We start from the raw sequence: 18,879 nt of genomic DNA on the forward strand, positions 1-18,879 counted from the left end.
AAGAAAATATATCAATTGACTTTTGTATATAACTGCCAAAAGGCGACATGCAAGGGTTTATTAGAACCAATACTTTTCTTTAACTTTTTGCAGTTTCAAGTTTGTATAACACAATGTTACTGGCGGGGTCATTCATGCCACCCATATCTCCCATACCCTGCATTGCGGAAGGATCCATACCATTCGCCAGCATCATAGAATCCCTTTCTTTAGAAGATGAAGATGATTTAGAAGAAGCCCCGGTAGAAAAAACAAAGGAAAGATTGTTATAGTTTGATAACCGGACTGTTGATTTTTCTCCCTCCAGTATATAGCTGCTTTCGGAGCCACCCATGCCACCCATCTTTGTTTTAGTTTCCATTTTTGAGCTTCCTTTTTCAAGCCGCATAACGGTATGTACACTGTCTTTTTTTAACCAATATACTTCTTTGCTAAACTCCGGTTCCGGATATGTTTGTGCCTTCAGTACAAAACAGCAGCTCATCATAACAACTGATAGAATAAAATATTTCATACGCTTTCTTTTTAAAATTAAAATGCAGGCCTAATTTTTTGATCATATACTATTCATTCTTATCTTTTTTGTTTTTTTTGTCTTTAGAGCTGCCAAACCTCCACCCTGCAAAAATTTGCACCACATTATTTTTTGCATCTTCACTGCTGAATGAGGGACGCTGAAAACTTTGAATATCTTTATATATCTTGGCTAAACTAACATTATAGCGTGCCCCAATAATTAATCCCAGTACAGGATGTACTTCGGCGCCTACTGCATAGCCATAATCAATACGGTTGTATAAATTCATCACACCATTGTAAGAACCTGATGAACCACCGGTATTTTTTGTACTGTCGGCCTGTGCACTTACCAGGTAAGCCGTTTGTGCGCCAAACAACAACGAAACATATTTGGTAATGTTGATGGAGGCCAGCTGGCCCATCTGTATATAATCAAGATTTACATTGCCGGTGTTACTGCTGGTTTTATAATCGTAACCCTGGCGGCTAAAAACTAATTCGGTTCGGGAACTGATAATTTTTTTAGATGGTGGCGCTAAAAGTAACCCAACATTAAAACCCGATTTGTTACTGCTGTTAATGGATGATGCATTACTTACTTTGGCAAAGTTTACTCCTGCTTTTATTCCAATTTGTGCCTGCACAAAAAAGGGAGCAATCATCATAATAAAAAATAGAATCTTTTTCATATCAGTTGTTTTAATTTTTTTAAATATTTTTTTTGTGTTGACCTGTATATAGCTAACAGCTCAAAGCTCACCACTTTCCTAATCGCTGCTCTTCCAGTCTATACCAAAAGCAAAAACAGTAAATTCTTTTAATTCCATATTTTTTACCCACACAAAACCATATTCCCCGGCTTCTAACTGTTCGGGCAATTGTATCTGGTAATTATCTTTACTGATCATTTTTACACTAAAGTTTAGCAGCCTTCCTTTTGCTTCGTCTTTATTAGTAATCAATCCTTCTTTTGATGTAATGGTAACTTCTCTTTTTTGCTCCACCGGAATAAACTGGTACAATTTTATGTAAGAAGTAAGATCAATTACATCGCCACTTGTTTTTATAAAAAATACAATATCTTTTTTTGCTACAAAACGTATTTTAGATGAAGTGGCATCCATGCTTAAAAATTGTTTGGCGCCTTTTAAGCCCAGTGTTTTCTTTTTTGTTACCATTAAGGCATTGGCATTTTCTAACTTAATCAATTTGTTACCCTCTTTGTCAAAGTAATAAGGTTGGTTAATATATTCAGGTGTAGGCAAAATAATTTCCTGTAACACAACAGGTTTGGCAACGGGTTTTGGTACTGCTTTTTTTGCAGGCTGTGTAATATGTTTTACAATAATGGTATCGTACCGTACTTTTTGTTTTTGGGGTTTTGTTTGTGCAGTTGCTGTTGCAGCAGTTATACAAATTAATAAGAAAGACAAAAATAAAAATCCTGCATTTTTTTTCATTTCCATTTTTTTTAAACAGTTAAACTTACCAGATTGGCTTTTACTTTACAATAGCACAAAAGTTAGTCTTTGAAAAGAATTTTAAAAATTAAAAATAAGCAGATGATGCTAACGGCCTGTCACCCGAAACAGTGATTCTGATTGCATTTTGGATAATCACCTTAAAGGGTGATTTATTCACTCTTCTTTTACCTTTTTCACCCATATTTTATAATAAATTTCGCTTACCCCCGGTGGGCTTTCCAAAATAATTTGTTCATCATCTTTAGCAATAAATTTTATATACTGCGGCAAAGCAGGCTTGCCAAAAAATACCAACATCGCCATTTGCGATAAATCTATTTTGCCGGTAACATACTCCTTTACACCTGGTGGTGGCGGACAAGTAAACCGAAAGCGGGTAAGTTCTATCGGGTAAGGTATGAATGTTATTTCCACAATTGGGTATGGCTGGCCGGGAGGATTGGCAGGTGTTACTATAATTTGTTTTACGCCAGCTACATGAAATATACCTGTGTTTGAATTTGGATTTAAAATAGTTTTCTGGCAGTTATCCGTCATTACTTCCATTTGGTTTTTTATATTTATTACAGCAGGTTTATTTTTTTGCAACGATACAATAAAACTGCCTTCGTCTCTGTTGGTTACAATACCGCCCCAAGCCTTCGGTGAGCCGCCAATAATTGCAGATACCATTTTTACTTCGTAAGCATCATCGTAAATGGTGATTTTACTCACTAAATTTGCATTACCATATCACCTGGAAAAAGCTGATTGGAACTGCTGTTCAACAGTAACTGCTACAGGGTTTTGCTGCGGTATTTGTGCAGGTGCCTGAAAAATAGCAGAGCCGCTTTGCGAAGCAGAGATAATACCTGTAGAACTATTGCCTTTTGGAATTCCATTTACACTCCAATTCATATTAGGATACTCTATTCTCAGCGGCCCTAATTCTGCATCTTCATCAGTATCATCCATAAATGCACCAACAATTTTTAACCTCAGGCTTCCGTTAACTTTTACTCTTGCCGAAGCCGGAGAAATTTTTGCTTTGCTAAAATTTACATAAGCACTAAAATGATGTATATCTGCTGTAAGCGTTTTAGCAAGTGTGTCTAAAACAGCTTTTTTAAGCGAAAACCATTTACCATTATCATCCTGCATTGCCATACCCATAAGCAATGGCGAATTGCCTCCTGTTTCATCATCACTATAGTAAAAAACCAGTTGAAGCGATTTATTAAAATTTATACCCGATGGTTCCATCTGATAAGCTTTACCATTACCATTTGGCGCCAAATTTTTAGTTGGCTGAATGCTGAAGGTTGTTTTTTTTGTTACTGTGCCTTCGGGGATTATCAATCTTATTTTTCCATCGGATGAAGTGAAACTACCGCCTTCTTTACCTATTTTCATTTCGGTTTTTTCACCATCAGGTTTTCCTATTGCAGTAATGGCTGGTTTTGTAATAGTATCTTCAGCAGCATCATTTTGGGCAGATGAAGTAATTGAAGTAAGTAATAAAATATATACAATAATATTTTTCATAATTTTTTTTATTAATAATTATTGCCTGTTCATCGGGTCTTCATTAAAACTCATTCGCAGGGTTGCAGGGCTGGGGTTACTTTTATCATAGTCAGTTCCCAAAAAAGCAATTTTTACTTTTCTGCCATCAGTATAATTGAATGTAACGGTAAAATCTTTTACAGTATAATTACCCGAGCCGGGTACAAAGCCGGGGTTTATACAATTAGTACCATCATGATATAAAGTCCGTACTACACCATTATCATTAAATTTTCCATCGGCAGTAAAAGTGATTACAGGAATTATTTCATACGATTCACTCATTTTATAAGTGCCGCTAAATTTTGCACCATCTACAGAATTCAATTTATAAAATGGCCAGTCCCTTTGATTTTTGGTTACGATGATTTTATCTCCCTGCGTTCTGAAAGGAATTTCGGCAAAAGGCATTTTCAACATTCCATTACCATTATTGAATGTATAGGTCCCCCAGTTGCGTGGGTATAACTCCGGTGCAATGCGGCTATTGAAATCATCCAGCCCTTCTGTAGGAAATTTATTTCCAAAATAAACCTGCCCGTTATTAAAGAAGATGGGTGAAAAAACTTCTAACCGTACACCGGTGGCTGCACCTGTTGATTGAATAGTGCCTTCCCATACACCAACAATACCGGTTCCATTTGCTGAACCTGATTTTAAAACTGCAGCATTAAAATCTGAAAATTGTAAAGAGTATAAAAACTGCTCAATGCCATTACGGTAGCTTATTCTGTCGGTTGCATAATACCTTGATACACCACCACAATATTTTCTGGATTCTATAATGGCCACACGTTCAAACCGGTTATTGATTTTAATAACAAAAACTTCAAGCCCCACCTCACTCTTGTATGCTGTACCGTTTTCTACCTGTATGCTGCCTTTACCTCTTATATATTCCCAACCATTAAAAGATTTTTGTGCAGCGTTTTTGCTATATTTTCCATCACTCTGGTACATGCTGGTTCCATTGTACATAATAGTGGCTTCTTCAAAACTTTTTTCCATTGCCTGTTCTAATGTGCCGGAGAAATTCAGCGGCTCCATTATTTGTATGGCGAGGTGTTCATCTGCGGGTAAGCCTAAAGGTTTAAAAACCACCCCGTCACTAAATATTTCTTCACTCCATCCGGCAGGTGCAATGTAGTTCATCAATCCAAATTTTGCTGCAGCACCATTTGTTTGTGCAGGTTTAATATTATTATTCACGGCTGTAGTTTTTGTTTTATCTAATTCCATTGTTTCAAATAATGCATCAATCTGTGTGGAGTATGATTGATCATTCATCGAACATCTTATACTTACTGTTTTCTCAAAACCACTGAGCACCGTTAAAAGAATATACACATCATTGCCATCTAATTTTATGGGTGCTGCCCCTGTTACCGCTTTCCATCCGTCTGCTGTGGTTTGTGTTTCTGTTTGCGGATTGGCCCCGGCTTTATAAGGTGTTACCACTAATTCATTCCATTCCTTTTTAAAATCTTTTTGTGCATCACCCATGCTTGCAGTGCTTGCATATATAGTAAGTACACAAAAAGTACCTGCTGCAGTATTTACATGCGTATAATTTACAACACCCGGTTTTGCATCTTTCTTCCAATCTTTTGGGGGAGTATAGGTTACAATGTCAAATATTTCTGTTTGGGAAAAACAATTACTGCTGATAACTAAAAGCAGTACTACTTTTAAAGGGTGGTATATTATTTTAAGCATAAAAAATATTTTATCTTTTGATTTAAAGTGGATGGTTATTTTATTTATCTATCATTTCTTTTAAAGCGCTAAAATTAAAATTTGCTTCTAACTGATTTTTAAAATTTTCCTCAGCTTTTCCTTTGTCCCAACTCCAGAACACAGTTAATAATTGGGGTACATATTTTGGCAAGGCCATATCAAAATAATCAGGGTTTAGCCTCACCAACTGTCGTCCACCTTTTTCTTCTGCAGTAAATTCTTTAAATTCTAAAAGATTATTGAAATCTAAAATGGCGGGCTGTCCCAATTCAGGTTTTAAACTATCAGCTAACAGGTCACGTGCCGGTTTCATATCTTCTTCATAACTTTTTTTTATTTTAGCAATTGATGTTTCATTTTTTTGCCTGGAGGTAACATAGTTTAGCAGAAAATTCTCTTTGGCCCTGGCAAGTTTGCTGGCTGGCGTAACCCTTTCCAGTATTTCTAAATTCTTTTTCTTATTGGCTTCTTCTTCTTCATCCGTTTTAACGGTCATGCTTTTTTCTAAGGCCGTCATAAATTTTAAATGCTTCTTTTCGTTATAATTTAAAAATGCTTTTAAAAATTGTTTTTTGGTAACAGGCAGATAAGGCAACTGACCGCTACGGGTTAAAATAATTGCCCTGGAATATCTTGTACCGGTATTTGACGTTCGGTTATAATTGCCTTCGTATAAAGGATATCCTCTTAGTTCACCTATTCTTTTTTGCAACAGGTATACCGGTTGCTTTTGAATAACATAGTATTTAATGTACTCAGCAAACCAATTATTGAGTTGGTTTGCCCATAAATAAAACCAGGTGCCTGTTTCACCTCCCCGTTCAATTTTTTTTTCGTAGGTATTACAGTAATAGGCAAGAAAAAGGGCATTAAGTGCAAAAGGAACAGGGCCTGTTTTTACCTCAGCGTTGCCTGAAATACTGCGGTACCACTCTGCTTCAATTCCTTTGGGTTCCGGGTAAGCAGCCTGTAACAACTTCTGCATTTTATCTATACGGCTGTTTACTTGCGGAAACTGATTCTTAGGAAAACTTTTGTCAGGGAACAGATCTGCATCACTGTGTTTTTTCCAACTGCCTTTTGTATTCATGATGCCATCATCATTGCAGGGTTGTTGTGCTGTAACTGTATTATTCAAAAGAAAAAAACAGAAAATGATTATAGCAATAAATATTTTTTTCATTATCATGAATTTTAATTTCAATAAACAATCCAAAGATGTTTTAATCTCCTTTTTTATAAACAGGTACATTTTTATTTAGCTGATTTTCGGATGGGGTTAATAAATTTTTTAAGGGGCCTTCATTAAATTTTATTCCGGATTCAATCCCAATGGTATAGCCAACACCTTCTTCTACCTTGCCAAAATCTTTTTTAATGTTTACATTTTTTCCTATGGCACCTTCCGCCTCAATGCCTGCACCGGCTTTTACACCAAATTTTAATCCTGCATCGGTTACCTGGCCATTGCTGCCAAGTTGTATAAACAGGCTTTCACCTGCACTAATTCCTGCCCCTATTTTAACCCCGCCAAAACCACCGCCTAATTCTAACTGTGCTCCAATACCCAGGCTAAGAGTAGATTGACCGCTCTTAAATTTTTTCTCATAGGAAAAGATGAAACCCTCACCACCACTAAAGGAAACTTTTTCGCAATCGAGACTGAATTTTCCAACAATAAATTTTACTTCCACTTCAAATGGACATTCGGGTTCCGTTAATAGCGGTTCCTCATATTTTTGTTTGTCCGCTTCTTCCCGATCACAGGGGTAAATAATTTTAGTTTCATTTAATATTTTTAACTTGGTAAGATGGGCCGTAATTAAGGAATAAAAACTTTTTCTAAAGTCGTGAATATTGTGCGATGCCAGGTAAGACCAATAGATCAACTCATTCAGGTATTTTTTTTCGGCAGCAAGATTTTTTACCTGCCAGTTAAGCCGCAGGGTAGAAAATAATTGCAAATATTTATTGGCAACATCTTCATAAGCTTTACAGATATCCTCATCCAATGAAGGGTCGCCATTACCTTCTCCCACTTTCTCGTTCCTCTCATCAAATTTTGCACGGGCAACTTTTTGCGCCTGTTCATATTCACTTTCCAATTTTTTTAGCTCAAGCGTAAAATTTTGATTATAGCTGGCCAATGCGGTTACTTCATCTAAATAATCCAAAGACGTTTCGATCAACATCACCGTTCCTAATTCCAAAAAAGGAGGTAAGTTCCCAGCCTGATTGATGCCTGTAGAATATTTTTTAAGAATGGTTTGTTCCGCTATCTCTGTTTCTGCTTTTTGTATTGCGTCATATTTCTTAATCAGTGTTGCAAGCATTTTTTCGAAAGCATTATGTTCTTCCTTTGCTGCTGCTGCCTGTTGCAGATTTTCGCATTGCCGGGGCAACTTATATTTAGCAGGATTAAAATATTCGGGTATGTGCACCCGTGGCCTCAGAAGTTTACCATACTTTTTCTTTGGGTCTATAATCCGGAGACCATTGTATGCATGGTTATTATAAGCGCCTTTTAACGACTGTTCAAAATGTCCGGTTGCTTTTTGTTTGTTTCCTTTCGATAATTCAATCTGTCCTGCAGTGTTATTTGCTTCGGGATGATGGGGTGATTTAGCTATACAACGGCCTAAATAAATCATGGCCGTATCTGTGGCACCAAGTGCTGCATACGCCTGACCCATATTATTTAATACCATTGGGTTGTCAGGATATTTTTGCAGCAGCGTTCTTAAAACGGGGATAGCTTTTTGTTCTAATCCACCCATGTTAAGCATAGCGGAAAGATTATTAACCAACACATCGTCATCCGGATACTGCATGGCTGCTTTTGTAGCCATTAAGATGGCTTCTTCTGTTGCTCCATTATACCAGGAGCCCACTGCAGCCATGTTAAATTTGTAAGCATTGCCACCGGGTTTTGCCATTATATCACTAACAGCTTTAACCTTAACAGCATTTATTTTAACGGCGAATTCTTTATACAAATCATTGTAATAAACAATTAACTCAGCTCTTGTAAATATTTTTTTTGGTATAGCTGAAAGCAATGCGGTGTTTTTGGCGGGAAATTTTCCGGTTGAAGATTTTGATAATTCCTGGTTATCATTTTTAGAAGTATTTTTCACTTTATCATCCAGGTTGGGCATATCTTTTATAAAATCTTTGTTCTTGGGATCTTTTTTCATCTTTTCTATTTCCGCTTTCGCTTCTCTCATCATTTTATCTATCTCAGCCTGCGTTGGTTGAGAAAATACAGTAAGAAAAGAGAAAAAATAAATGCCCGTAAAAATGCTGATCTTTTTCATAATTATGTTTTATACACCAAACAAAAAGTGACAATTATCCCAGTGTGTTTATCAGTCTGCTTCTTCATATTGGCTTGTTTTAGGGTTCCATACATGTTTGCAAAATGTTGTTACCATACCATCAGTTGAAAGTTTGCGGATATAACTATTGTTTCGGCTGCTGCCATCCACTATAAATAAATTACCAGCTTTATCAAATGCAATTCCTGTTGGGGTTTGAAATAAAGCCTGTAATGCTTTGCCATCTTTTTCTCCCGGCTCTGCAGCACCTGCAATATTTCCGGTAAAGCTTATTTTTCCGCAGCCTGCAACTGTGGTTACTTTTTTATCAGCGATTTTAATAATACGGTAAAGCCTTTCATCAGAAATATAGATGTCGCCATTTTTTGCAATGGCAATGCCACTGGGGGTGGTGAGTACTGCGGTAGTTATATTTCCTTCTTTATAAACAGAACGATAAATTGTTTTATCGCATTGGCCTGCAACAGTGGTTATTATTCCATCCGGTGTAATTTTTTTAATGCAATGGCTTGATGAAGCGCATACATATAAATTGCCGGCTGCATCGCAGGCAAGCCCTCTTGGATATTGTAATGTTAATGCACCGGTATTTTCATTTTGCATGGTGGTAACCATACCTTGCGCAGAAATTTTTCGAATAAAATAATAGCTGGAATTAACAACCATCCCCGGCCTCCAATCTTTACCGGGTGCATAATCAGTAACATAAATATTTCCTTTATTGTCAACAGCAATATTTTCAAGATGAAGAAAAGAAGCGGTGGTGCGGTCACCATCTTCTGATGCGGCTTTTAGCAATCCTGCGATGGTAGATACTATTCCGTTAGGTGTTATTTTTCTTATCCGGGTATTATCAGTTATATACAGATTGTCTGAGGAGTCTATGGTAATACCACCACTGGTGCTATTAAATTTTCCTTTTATTCCATCTTCATTACCAGTAAATCCATAAGGGCTGCCGGCAAAATGGCTTGCTTTACCATCGGGTGTAATTTTGATTATCTTATTATTTTTTCCTGCTACAAAAACATTTCCTTTACTATCCACTGCAAGGCCTGATGAAAAATAAAAGGCATTATTGAGTTTTGGCGTTTGGGCATACCCATTAAAACCTGAGAAATTTAAATTCAGGAAAACCAGCAAAGGGAAAAATGTTTTTTTCATAAACTTATTTAGAAATAATAAATCAGCTGTTAAGGTTTTAATCAATAATTTTTATTCCGGTTGCTGTAAATTGAATGTCAGGCTGAGCATCTTTTTTTATATCCTTTCTTTTTCTGCCACCGGCAATTTGACCGGCATCTTTTCCTTCAATAATAATTTTTCTACCCACTATTTTTTGGGGAACGGTAAAACCGTATTCCTTCGTTCCAACTGTTACTGTGGTACCGTCATCTTTTTTCACCAAAATCGTCAAACAATCTTCTTCGCACCACCCAACTTTTACTACTATGCCGGTTATTGCGGTTTGTACATTGGTTGGTTTTGTACCCTTGCCAACATCAGGTATTATGATAGCGGTTCCTTTATAGTTTCCAAACGTTTTGCCTTTGCCGATATAGACTTCATCTTCGGTTTGCTGGGCATTTATAATAAGGGGTAAAAAAAGAATGGACAGAATAAACAATAAGATTTTCATAATTTTTAATTTTAAGTGGTTAATTTTTTTTATTTATAGAGCAGCCCTGCAATGCTTTAATGTTGAAATTGTTTTAAATACGGCTGGCAAAATCAAAGGATAGCTTTTTGCTGGCCCGGCAACAATACTTCCAGGCAAAGATTATTTCTGCAAAAAAATAATTTCATCTCAGTGCTTTTATGTTTTAATGGGCTGATCATTTTCTATAGCTTTCTTAAGTTTTAATTACTGAGTTGAACTGGAGGTGTATTCAATAATTACTGCCCTTAAATAAGCATTACTTGGAAAAGTGTTGCTGTAGTTTTCTGGACCAACAGAGATATAATAAGTGTATAAACTATTATCCACCACATTAGTAAAAAGGGGCGTTTGAGAAAGTACCAATCCGGTGGAGCCGGAAGAATTTACGAAACCTAAATTATCAGGGAAAAAATTACTGGTAATTGTTTTCCGGTAAAAGATAACCTGCAAATTATCCGACACAGAAAAATCATTTACATACACTTTCATATTTACCATGGTAACGCCATCGGGTAAATGAACAGGTGCCATAATTATTTTACCCACTACACTTGTTAATAATGTAATTTCTGCACTGCCCACTCCGGTTAAAGTTGTATCCGAACTTTTTACAGCAACAAAATTAATTCCTGAAAGTGTGTAGCGAAATGTTTTTGGGGTGGTGTATAAAAAATCACTCGCCTTTACATTTCCGGCTACATCTAATTTTTGAGCAGGGTTATTTGTTCCAATACCAATATTACCTGTTCCTTTAATCCGCATCCTTTCAGTAAACCCCAGTGCATAGTCATCGTATCCTAATGTAATATCTGCACCCGAATAATCGCTGTGTAAACGCAACTCATTACCGAATACACCAAAGCCTGCATCGCCTGTAGCGCCGGGGTACAAAGAAATTTTTTTACCTAATAAGGGAGCAAAACTAAGTGGCCGTGTTGGTGTATTTGTACCAATGCCTACGTTTTGTGCATGAGTAAAAAATGCAGCCGTAAGGAAATAAAGGAGGAATAATTTTTTTTTCATACTTTTTTTTTGAGATGATTTTAAATTTTTTTCAGCAAGTTTTTTAAAACTGCCGGATGGCCCTCAAACAATTTTTAGAAAGGAAGATGAGTATAATAATTTTGATATTTTTTTAATGAAATAGTTTGGTTGATCATTGTTTTACAAATTTTCCTTTCTGTATATTTCCACCATCAAACACATACATAAAATATGTACCCGGCTCCAGTTGTTTTACATCAACTTTAATGGGCATTTCATTTTTTTTACTTTGCTGGTTTATCAATCTTCCCTGCATATTGTATATGCTGATGTTTACTATTTCTTTTGTGCCGGGATAAATAATATTGATGAAATTGTTTGCAGGGTTTGGAGAAAGCGTAAATTGTAATTGGCTAGCATCATTTACAATTTTTATAATTGCCGAATAAGTAAACCTCCCATCTTTATCTGTTTGTTTAAAGCGGTAGTAATTTATTCCGTTCAGCGGTTGCATATCGGTAAAAGTATATTCATTTCTTCCGCTGCTGTTAAATGCAGCCACTATGCCGTTTTTTGTAAAAGCTATTGCATTGGTGCTTCTTTCAATTTCAAAATGCGATGTGTTGATTTCATTTTCTGTTACCCAGTTTAACTGAATAGCGCTGTTTAATTTTTTACCCGAAAAAGAAAGTAAATGTAACGGTAAGGCTGAGCCGGTTTGATAGGCTGCCAGTGCAAATACACTACTGCTGTTAGCTGTGCCCCCAACATATATCCTCTGGCCCGATAATTTCATTGCATATCCAAAATCATTTCCATTTATATTGGTAGTTACTTTTCCATCGCCATCAAACGTATTATCTAAACTGCCATTACTATTATAGCGGACAAGGGCAAAATCCCTGCCGGTGCTAACAAAAGAAAAACCAGCCACAATAATTTTTCCACCAGTTTGAATTTCTACAGAATTTGCATTGCTCGAAAATGAAGTACCAACATCTGTAATAGCTATACCATCGCCATCAAAGCTATTATCTAAATTGCCATTGGTATTATAACGGGCGGCCACAAAATTACTGCCATCGCTACCTGCAATTAAAATCTTTCCATCCGTTTGTATGGCCAATCCTGCTGCGTTTTGTGCAAAACCGATAGAAGTGGTTAGCTTGCCATCACCATCAAAAGTATTATCTAAACTTCCATTAGTATTATAACGGGCAACAGAAAAATCATTGTTGCTAAAATCATCGCTATTGCCAGCCACTACAATTTTACCGTCAGTTTGTAATGCTACCGAATATGCAACATCATCCGATGGGCCAATAGCAGTCGTCAGTTTTCCATCGCCATCAAAAGTATTGTCTAAGCTTCCATCCGTGTTATAACGGGCAAGTGCAAAATCCAGGTTGGTTCCATTGTGGTTGCTGCCGGCCACTACTAATTTTCCATCAGTTTGTAACATTATGGAATTTATTATATTGCCAATAGAACCAGCAAAAGCGGTGGTCACTTTTCCATCCGCATCAAAAGTATTATCTAAACTTCCGTCGGTATTATAACGGGCAATGGCAAAAACATTATTGGTACCATTGTAACTAAAACCGGCCGCAATAATTTTTCCATCGGTTTGAATAGCTATCGCAGTGGCTTCATCATCTGTTAAACCAATTGCTGTGGTAAGTTTTCCATCCGCATCAAAAGTATTATCTAAACTTCCATCAGTATTATAACGGGCAACCGCAAAAATGAAAATGCCGCCTGTAGAGGAGTAACCTGCCATTACAATTTTTCCATCACTTTGAATGGTCATGCTTTTACTTACTGATGAAGTTGATGCCCCAAAAGATGTGGTAACAATGCCGCCGGTGCCAAATGCAGGATCGGGTGTGCCGGGCTGTGTATAAGCAGTAATATATGCAGCTAATAAAATTAAAATGAAAAAATTTGTTTTCATAATTTATTTGTGATTGTGCTTTATATAATATTTTTAAAAAATGCATAGCTGAAAATAATTTCAAAACTATTGCTGCAGAAAATGATATACAATAGAAAAAAAGTTATTTTACAAAAGCTTCAACATTTCAAAAATAGAAATTACGTAACGGCGGCCCGTCACCCTAAACAGTGATTTGGAAAAGATTTGACAAGAATCACCCTAAACTGGTATTTTAAAAGGATTACTTGCTTTTGTGCATTAGAATAGCAACCTTTGAAAAGTTGAATAATTTAATTTTGATTATGAGGTCCAATAGAAAAATTTTTATTTGCATAACCGGATTTCTGATTTTTTTATCAGTTGCTGCGGCACAAACAAAAACCATTGACAGCCTTTTGCGTTTACAAAAAAATACACAGCAGGATACGGAAAAGATTATGCTTAATTATAAGATTGCAGAACAATTAAGTACAAACGATGCAAGGGCGGCCAGCAAATATCTTAACGCCGGATATATGCTGGCAAAAACAGTCGGCGATAAATATTACACCGCCAGGTATTATTTTAAAAAAGGAGATTTGCTTTTTGATATAGCAAAATATACCGAATCACTCAGCTACTACGATTCGGCAATAGCAATATATAATACATTGATAACTGTTGCAAAAACTGCATCATCTCCGTTTGAAAAATACATTTTTGAAAAAACGGATTGCCTTATTGGGAAAGCCCTTTCATCAGCTAAAATGTATCATTATCAGGAATCTACCGGGTATTGTCTGGATGGCATTGCCGGGGTTGAAGATATAAAAGGTAACAGAAAAAATGTTTATCTGGCAACGCTGCATGCCGATATTGCCAGCAACTATTATGAACTGGAGCAATTTGAAAATTCTTTAAAGTATGATAAACTTGGGTTGGCTTTTTTAAACCGGGCTGATGATATTGATGTGTATATAATAGCACATCTTTTTGTAGCCGACGATTATAGTGCATTATCACAGTTTGATTCCTCATCCGCATATCTTGAAAAAATACGCCCTATAGTAATGCAATTAAATAAGCCCAATTTAGATGTAAGGTTTTATTATATACTGGGAGGTATTTACCGCAAAAAAAATGAATGGAATAATGCTTTAACTAATTATCAAAAAGCAAATGATGCAGCTAAAAAAATGAAAGATTATTTTCAGATAGTGAATAGTGAAGAAGGGATATCTGCCTGCTACCTGCATACTGATAATCTAACTAAGGCAAGAGAATTAGCAATAAATGTTTTAAATGAATCAGACCGGTTAAGTATTCCATTATTTAAGATGCAGGCCTTACAGCTGCTTTCTGAAGTGGAAGAAAACGCCGGTAATATTGATAAGGCATTTCAATATCAAAAACAATTTATAACAATAAGCGACAGTGTAAAAAAAGAAAAAGTGCAACGGTACATGAATGAAACAGAAGTAAAATATCAAGCCGAAAAAAAACAAAAAGAAATACTGTTGTTACAAAAAGACAGGCTTGCCCAATCGCTTTCTATCAAAAAAAAATCAACCCTTAATTATTTTTTAATTGGCTCACTGGCTGCTTTAGTAATAGTTGGTTTTTTAGGTTACCGAAATCTTCGCCACCGGCAACAATTAGCCAAGCAGCAGGATGAACTGCAGCAGCAACGCATACGGGAATTAGAAAAAGATAAACAATTAGTAGCTGTTGACTCCATGCTGCAGGGCCAGGAAGAGGAGCGGAGCCGCCTCGCCAAAGATTTACATGATGGCCTGGGTGGTTTATTATCAGGCGTAAAATTTTCCTTAAGTAATATGAAAGACAATTTAATTATAACACCCGATAACATGACTGTGTTTGAACGGTCATTAGATATGCTTGACACCTCTATAAAAGAACTGCGGCGGGTAGCGCATAATATGATGCCCGAATTATTGACGAAATTTGGACTGGATGAAGCCTTAAAAGAATATTGCAACAGCATTAATGCTACCAATTTACTTTCAGTAAAATATCAATCTATTGGTATGAGTACAAGAATAGAAAAATCTGCAGAAATAATTATTTACCGCATTATACAGGAACTGCTGAATAATATTATGAAACATGCGGCAGCAAAAGAAGCAACAGTGCAACTGGTAAAAGAAGAAGGCCGCTTAAGTATTATTGTAGAAGATGATGGCAAAGGATTTGATACCGCATTAATAAAAAATAGCAAAGGTGCAGGGCTTACCAGCATTAAATCCAGAGTTGATTATTTAAAAGGACAATTAGATATACATTCAGAAGCGGGCAAAGGAACTTTAGTAAATATTGAATTCAATATGTAATTATAATTTTATTTTTCAATTGCATGCTGCTATCCTGTTAATAATATTATTCTTAATGATGCTAAATTGTATAACAAATATAAATCGATAATTATTCTCTCATAACTCACCCGAAACTGGTATTTTAAAAGGAATGCTTGCATTTGTGGGGGAGAATACCAACCTTTAGATATCAATTTTTTTATCACTGATACTTTTTGTTATGCAGCTGTTCTTTAAAAAAACAGGTTTCCTTTTTTTTGCTTCTGTCATGATTGCTATTACTTCCTCAGGGCAACCCGTAGTGGATACTTTTCAAAAATATGTAGATAAGGAAAAAAATGATTCTGCTAAATTGATGAGGGCAACAAGGATTTCTAATTATTTTTTAAATATCGATTCTGCTGCTGCCTGGAAATATTTCAGGATTGCGAAGCAAATAGCCGGTAAACAAAATACTATCCTTTCAAAAGTATCTGTATTGGAATTGGAAGGTGTTTTGAATACAAAATCTAACCCTGCAAAAGCATATACACTTTATAAGCAGGCCACCGAATTATGTGAAGCAAATAAACAACAGGCATCCCTAAACATGAGCCGGGCCTCTTTGTATAATAACATGGGTGTTGTTTCGTATTTAAATGGCGATTATGAAGGTGCAATTAATTCATTCAGAGAGGCTGTTATTATATATGAAAAATATTACCCCACGGAGCCTAATTTAATTTCAACACTCAACAATATTGCCTCAACTTACAGCGTACTAAATTCTTCTGACAAAGCAGCAACGTACAGTAATAAAGCATTAAACTATGCTGTAAAGTTTGGTAACGATAAGATGAAAGCCACAGCTTATATTGGTTATGGAAGCAATCTTATAAGTATAAAAAAATATGATTCTGCTATTATAATTATTAATGAAGCACAAAAACTGATTGATAAAACCGGTAATCAATACGATCAATATCTGTGTTATTTTACTATGGGTAGTTATTACCAGGCAAAAGAAAATATTGATTCCTGCCTTTACTATTTTAATAAGGCATTACCTGCAGCAATAGCTATAAACTCTCCTTACGATATTGCCCAGATTTTAAACAACATTGCCAATCAGGAAATGGATGATGATAAAAAATATTTAGCCTCTGCAAAAAAACATTTAGATAGTTCCGGTGCAATTATTGAAATGTATGGATTTAGGGAAATAAAAAAAGAATGGCATCAACTAATGGCTGAATATTGCAGACTGACAGGAAATTTAAAAGAAGCTTTTGACCATCTTAAAAAATATGATTTAATAAAAGACAGTCTGCTAAACGAAACCAGCCTTAAGCGGATTGATTTTTTAGAGGCCCGTTATGAAAATGAAAAAAAGCAGACAGCTATTGATAAATTAGAGAAAAACAATCAAATACAATCGCTTTCTCTCAAACAAAAATCAACCCTTAATTATTTTTTAATTGGCTCACTGGCTGCTTTAGTAACAGTTGGTTTTTTAGGTTACCGAAATCTTCGCCATCGTCAGCAATTAGCAAAGCAGCAGGATGAACTTCAGCAGCAACACATTAGTGAATTGGAAAAAGATAAACAATTAGTAGCGGTAGATGCTATGCTGCAGGGGCAGGAAGAAGAACGGAGCCGGCTGGCAAAAGATTTACATGATGGCCTGGGTGGATTATTATCTGGCGTAAAATTTTCCTTAAGCAATATGAAAGACAATTTAATTATAACACCCGATAATATGGCCGTATTTGAACGGTCGTTAGATATGCTGGACACCTCCATAAAAGAACTGCGGCGGGTAGCGCATAATATGATGCCCGAATTATTGACCAAATTTGGTCTGGATGAAGCACTGAAAGAATATTGCAACAGTATTAACGCTACCAATTTAGTTTCAGTAAAATATCAATCTATTGGTATGGATACAAGAATAGAAAAATCTGCAGAAATAATTATTTACCGCATTATACAGGAACTGCTGAATAATATTATGAAACATGCGGCAGCAAAAGAAGCAACGGTGCAACTAATAAAAGAAGAAGGCCGCTTAAGTATTATTGTAGAAGATGATGGCAAAGGATTTGATAGTACATTGATAAAAGACAATAAAGGTGCAGGGCTTACCAGCATTCAGTCGAGAGTTGATTATTTAAAAGGACAATTAGATATACATTCCGAAACAGATAAAGGAACTTTAGTAAATATTGAATTCAATATATAATTATGATTCGTGTTTTTATTGTAGATGATCATCCTGTTGTAATAGAGGGCATTCACTCCTTACTGCAAAATGAAAAAGATATGGCATGGATGGGGCATGCCATGAATGCTGCATCCTGCCTGGGATTTTTTGTAAACAACACTGCCGATGTGGTATTGATGGACATCAGCATGCCGGGTATGGATGGTGTAGAATTATGTGCTGTTATGAAAGAAAAATATCCCGGCATAATGATATTGGGCCTTAGCAGTTTTAACCAGGGATTGTACATTAAAAAAATGGTGGAGAATGGCGCATCAGGGTATATTTTAAAAAATTCCAGTAAAGAAGAATTGATAAAAGCTATACATGCAGTGCATGAAGGTTGTATTTATTTTAGCGGCGAAGTGGGGATGGCTTTAAAGGAATATCAAAAATCGGAAAAGAATGATTTACGATTACTAACGCCAAGAGAAAAAGAAGTGCTGGAATTAATTGCACAAGGCTATACCAATCCGCAAATAGCCGAAAAAATATTTTTAAGCCCGTTTACAGTGGACAGCCACAGAAAAAATTTGCTGGCAAAACTTGGTGTAAAAAATACCGCCAGCCTTATAAGACTGGCGGTTGAAAAAAAATTGATTTAATTGTTAAGTGAGCATTAATTCAAAAATCAGTTAATGCAAGAATATTTTTTTTACCCTGTTTTTTACCAGGCCTTCTTTGGGTATAATTTACAAAAGAGATTTATTGAGCAATGATTGATGGTGTACAAAAAAATAAACATGCGTTTATTGATATTTATTTAAACATTTGCATAGTTAAATGTAATGAATAAAGAGGATAAGCTGTTTAACGGACTTAAGAAGAAAAGATATTTTAGTGGGTGAAGTTGAAAAAAGATTTTCTGCTGAAAGGCTGCCGGACAGCAGCGATACCCCACAACGAAGGGTGGCTTGTGCTTTGGCGTGAGGAGTATAAGCGAATGGACGGAACAAATACCCGATAAATAACCTGATGCCTACAGCCCAAGATTTTTTACTTCAGCAGTTGCGCCACACTCACACTGCTCATTTCCCTCAACACTTCCGCAATGCCATTGGCATCAATTCCAATTTCATCATACAATTGCTTAGGAGAGCCGTGTTCAATCAATTTATCGGG

The 18,879-nt window shown here is 36.0% G+C and carries 15 protein-coding genes; 3 read left to right on the forward strand and 12 right to left on the reverse strand.

Annotated features, from left to right (window positions below; genetic code table 11):
* Positions 1-79 precede the first annotated feature (79 nt).
* From ACY65O_RS05195 to ACY65O_RS05250, 12 genes are all read right to left on the reverse strand, one after another.
* Complete coding sequence (locus ACY65O_RS05195) at positions 80-514, reverse strand: hypothetical protein (RefSeq protein ID WP_462219787.1); 435 nt, start codon at positions 512-514, stop codon at positions 80-82.
* A gap of 49 nt (positions 515-563) precedes the next feature.
* Complete coding sequence (locus ACY65O_RS05200) at positions 564-1,208, reverse strand: outer membrane beta-barrel protein (RefSeq protein WP_462219788.1); 645 nt, start codon at positions 1,206-1,208, stop codon at positions 564-566.
* Positions 1,209-1,286: 78 nt separating this feature from the next.
* On the reverse strand, positions 1,287-1,979 hold the full coding sequence (locus ACY65O_RS05205; RefSeq protein WP_462219789.1) for a hypothetical protein: 693 nt from the start codon (positions 1,977-1,979) through the stop codon (positions 1,287-1,289).
* Between the two features lie 177 nt (positions 1,980-2,156).
* Positions 2,157-2,717, reverse strand: coding sequence for a hypothetical protein (locus ACY65O_RS05210; RefSeq protein ID WP_462219790.1), 561 nt, complete (start codon positions 2,715-2,717; stop codon positions 2,157-2,159).
* A gap of 18 nt (positions 2,718-2,735) precedes the next feature.
* On the reverse strand, positions 2,736-3,527 hold the full coding sequence (locus ACY65O_RS05215; RefSeq protein ID WP_462219791.1) for a hypothetical protein: 792 nt from the start codon (positions 3,525-3,527) through the stop codon (positions 2,736-2,738).
* Positions 3,528-3,545: 18 nt separating this feature from the next.
* Complete coding sequence (locus tag ACY65O_RS05220) at positions 3,546-5,264, reverse strand: lipocalin-like domain-containing protein (RefSeq protein WP_462219792.1); 1,719 nt, start codon at positions 5,262-5,264, stop codon at positions 3,546-3,548.
* 40 nt (positions 5,265-5,304) lie between these two features.
* Complete coding sequence (locus ACY65O_RS05225) at positions 5,305-6,468, reverse strand: hypothetical protein (RefSeq protein WP_462219793.1); 1,164 nt, start codon at positions 6,466-6,468, stop codon at positions 5,305-5,307.
* 40 nt (positions 6,469-6,508) lie between these two features.
* Entirely contained in the window at positions 6,509-8,602 is a 2,094-nt protein-coding gene (locus ACY65O_RS05230) for a tetratricopeptide repeat protein (protein ID WP_462219794.1), read from the reverse strand.
* A 51-nt stretch (positions 8,603-8,653) separates the two neighbouring features.
* On the reverse strand, positions 8,654-9,787 hold the full coding sequence (locus tag ACY65O_RS05235) for an NHL repeat-containing protein (protein ID WP_462219795.1): 1,134 nt from the start codon (positions 9,785-9,787) through the stop codon (positions 8,654-8,656).
* A gap of 37 nt (positions 9,788-9,824) precedes the next feature.
* Positions 9,825-10,262, reverse strand: coding sequence for a DUF4920 domain-containing protein (locus tag ACY65O_RS05240; RefSeq protein WP_462219796.1), 438 nt, complete (start codon positions 10,260-10,262; stop codon positions 9,825-9,827).
* Positions 10,263-10,487: 225 nt separating this feature from the next.
* The gene (locus ACY65O_RS05245; protein ID WP_462219797.1) at positions 10,488-11,306 is read right to left on the reverse strand and encodes a hypothetical protein; all 819 of its coding nucleotides are present in this window, start codon (positions 11,304-11,306) and stop codon (positions 10,488-10,490) included.
* Positions 11,307-11,439: 133 nt separating this feature from the next.
* Complete coding sequence (locus ACY65O_RS05250) at positions 11,440-13,221, reverse strand: T9SS type A sorting domain-containing protein (protein ID WP_462219798.1); 1,782 nt, start codon at positions 13,219-13,221, stop codon at positions 11,440-11,442.
* Between the two features lie 284 nt (positions 13,222-13,505).
* On the opposite strand from ACY65O_RS05250, the gene ACY65O_RS05255 reads away from it, so the two are divergent.
* The 3 genes from ACY65O_RS05255 to ACY65O_RS05265 all read left to right on the forward strand — a co-directional run bounded on the left by ACY65O_RS05255 (position 13,506) and on the right by ACY65O_RS05265 (position 18,362).
* Positions 13,506-15,533 carry a tetratricopeptide repeat-containing sensor histidine kinase gene (locus tag ACY65O_RS05255; RefSeq protein ID WP_462219799.1) on the forward strand — a complete coding sequence of 676 codons (2,028 nt, stop codon included), beginning with the start codon at positions 13,506-13,508 and terminating at the stop codon, positions 15,531-15,533.
* 202 nt (positions 15,534-15,735) lie between these two features.
* The gene (locus ACY65O_RS05260) at positions 15,736-17,736 is read left to right on the forward strand and encodes a tetratricopeptide repeat-containing sensor histidine kinase (RefSeq protein ID WP_462219800.1); all 2,001 of its coding nucleotides are present in this window, start codon (positions 15,736-15,738) and stop codon (positions 17,734-17,736) included.
* A 2-nt stretch (positions 17,737-17,738) separates the two neighbouring features.
* Complete coding sequence (locus tag ACY65O_RS05265) at positions 17,739-18,362, forward strand: response regulator transcription factor (protein ID WP_462219801.1); 624 nt, start codon at positions 17,739-17,741, stop codon at positions 18,360-18,362.
* Positions 18,363-18,879: the final 517 nt, after the last annotated feature.

The sequence above is a fragment of the Ferruginibacter sp. genome, assembly GCF_031430955.1.
In the GTDB taxonomy this organism is placed as follows: Bacteria; Bacteroidota; Bacteroidia; order Chitinophagales; family Chitinophagaceae; genus Ferruginibacter.

Coding starts and splice junctions, on each gene's coding strand:
- ACY65O_RS05250 (WP_462219798.1), bottom strand. CDS start 13,221: ATGAAAACAAATTTTTTCATTTTAATTTTATTAGCTGCATATATTACT.
- ACY65O_RS05245 (WP_462219797.1), bottom strand. CDS start 11,306: ATGAAAAAAAAATTATTCCTCCTTTATTTCCTTACGGCTGCATTTTTT.
- ACY65O_RS05255 (WP_462219799.1), top strand. CDS start 13,506: ATGAGGTCCAATAGAAAAATTTTTATTTGCATAACCGGATTTCTGATT.
- ACY65O_RS05235 (WP_462219795.1), bottom strand. CDS start 9,787: ATGAAAAAAACATTTTTCCCTTTGCTGGTTTTCCTGAATTTAAATTTC.
- ACY65O_RS05215 (WP_462219791.1), bottom strand. CDS start 3,527: ATGAAAAATATTATTGTATATATTTTATTACTTACTTCAATTACTTCA.
- ACY65O_RS05265 (WP_462219801.1), top strand. CDS start 17,739: ATGATTCGTGTTTTTATTGTAGATGATCATCCTGTTGTAATAGAGGGC.
- ACY65O_RS05260 (WP_462219800.1), top strand. CDS start 15,736: ATGCAGCTGTTCTTTAAAAAAACAGGTTTCCTTTTTTTTGCTTCTGTC.
- ACY65O_RS05220 (WP_462219792.1), bottom strand. CDS start 5,264: ATGCTTAAAATAATATACCACCCTTTAAAAGTAGTACTGCTTTTAGTT.
- ACY65O_RS05240 (WP_462219796.1), bottom strand. CDS start 10,262: ATGAAAATCTTATTGTTTATTCTGTCCATTCTTTTTTTACCCCTTATT.
- ACY65O_RS05230 (WP_462219794.1), bottom strand. CDS start 8,602: ATGAAAAAGATCAGCATTTTTACGGGCATTTATTTTTTCTCTTTTCTT.
- ACY65O_RS05205 (WP_462219789.1), bottom strand. CDS start 1,979: ATGAAAAAAAATGCAGGATTTTTATTTTTGTCTTTCTTATTAATTTGT.
- ACY65O_RS05195 (WP_462219787.1), bottom strand. CDS start 514: ATGAAATATTTTATTCTATCAGTTGTTATGATGAGCTGCTGTTTTGTA.
- ACY65O_RS05225 (WP_462219793.1), bottom strand. CDS start 6,468: ATGAAAAAAATATTTATTGCTATAATCATTTTCTGTTTTTTTCTTTTG.
- ACY65O_RS05200 (WP_462219788.1), bottom strand. CDS start 1,208: ATGAAAAAGATTCTATTTTTTATTATGATGATTGCTCCCTTTTTTGTG.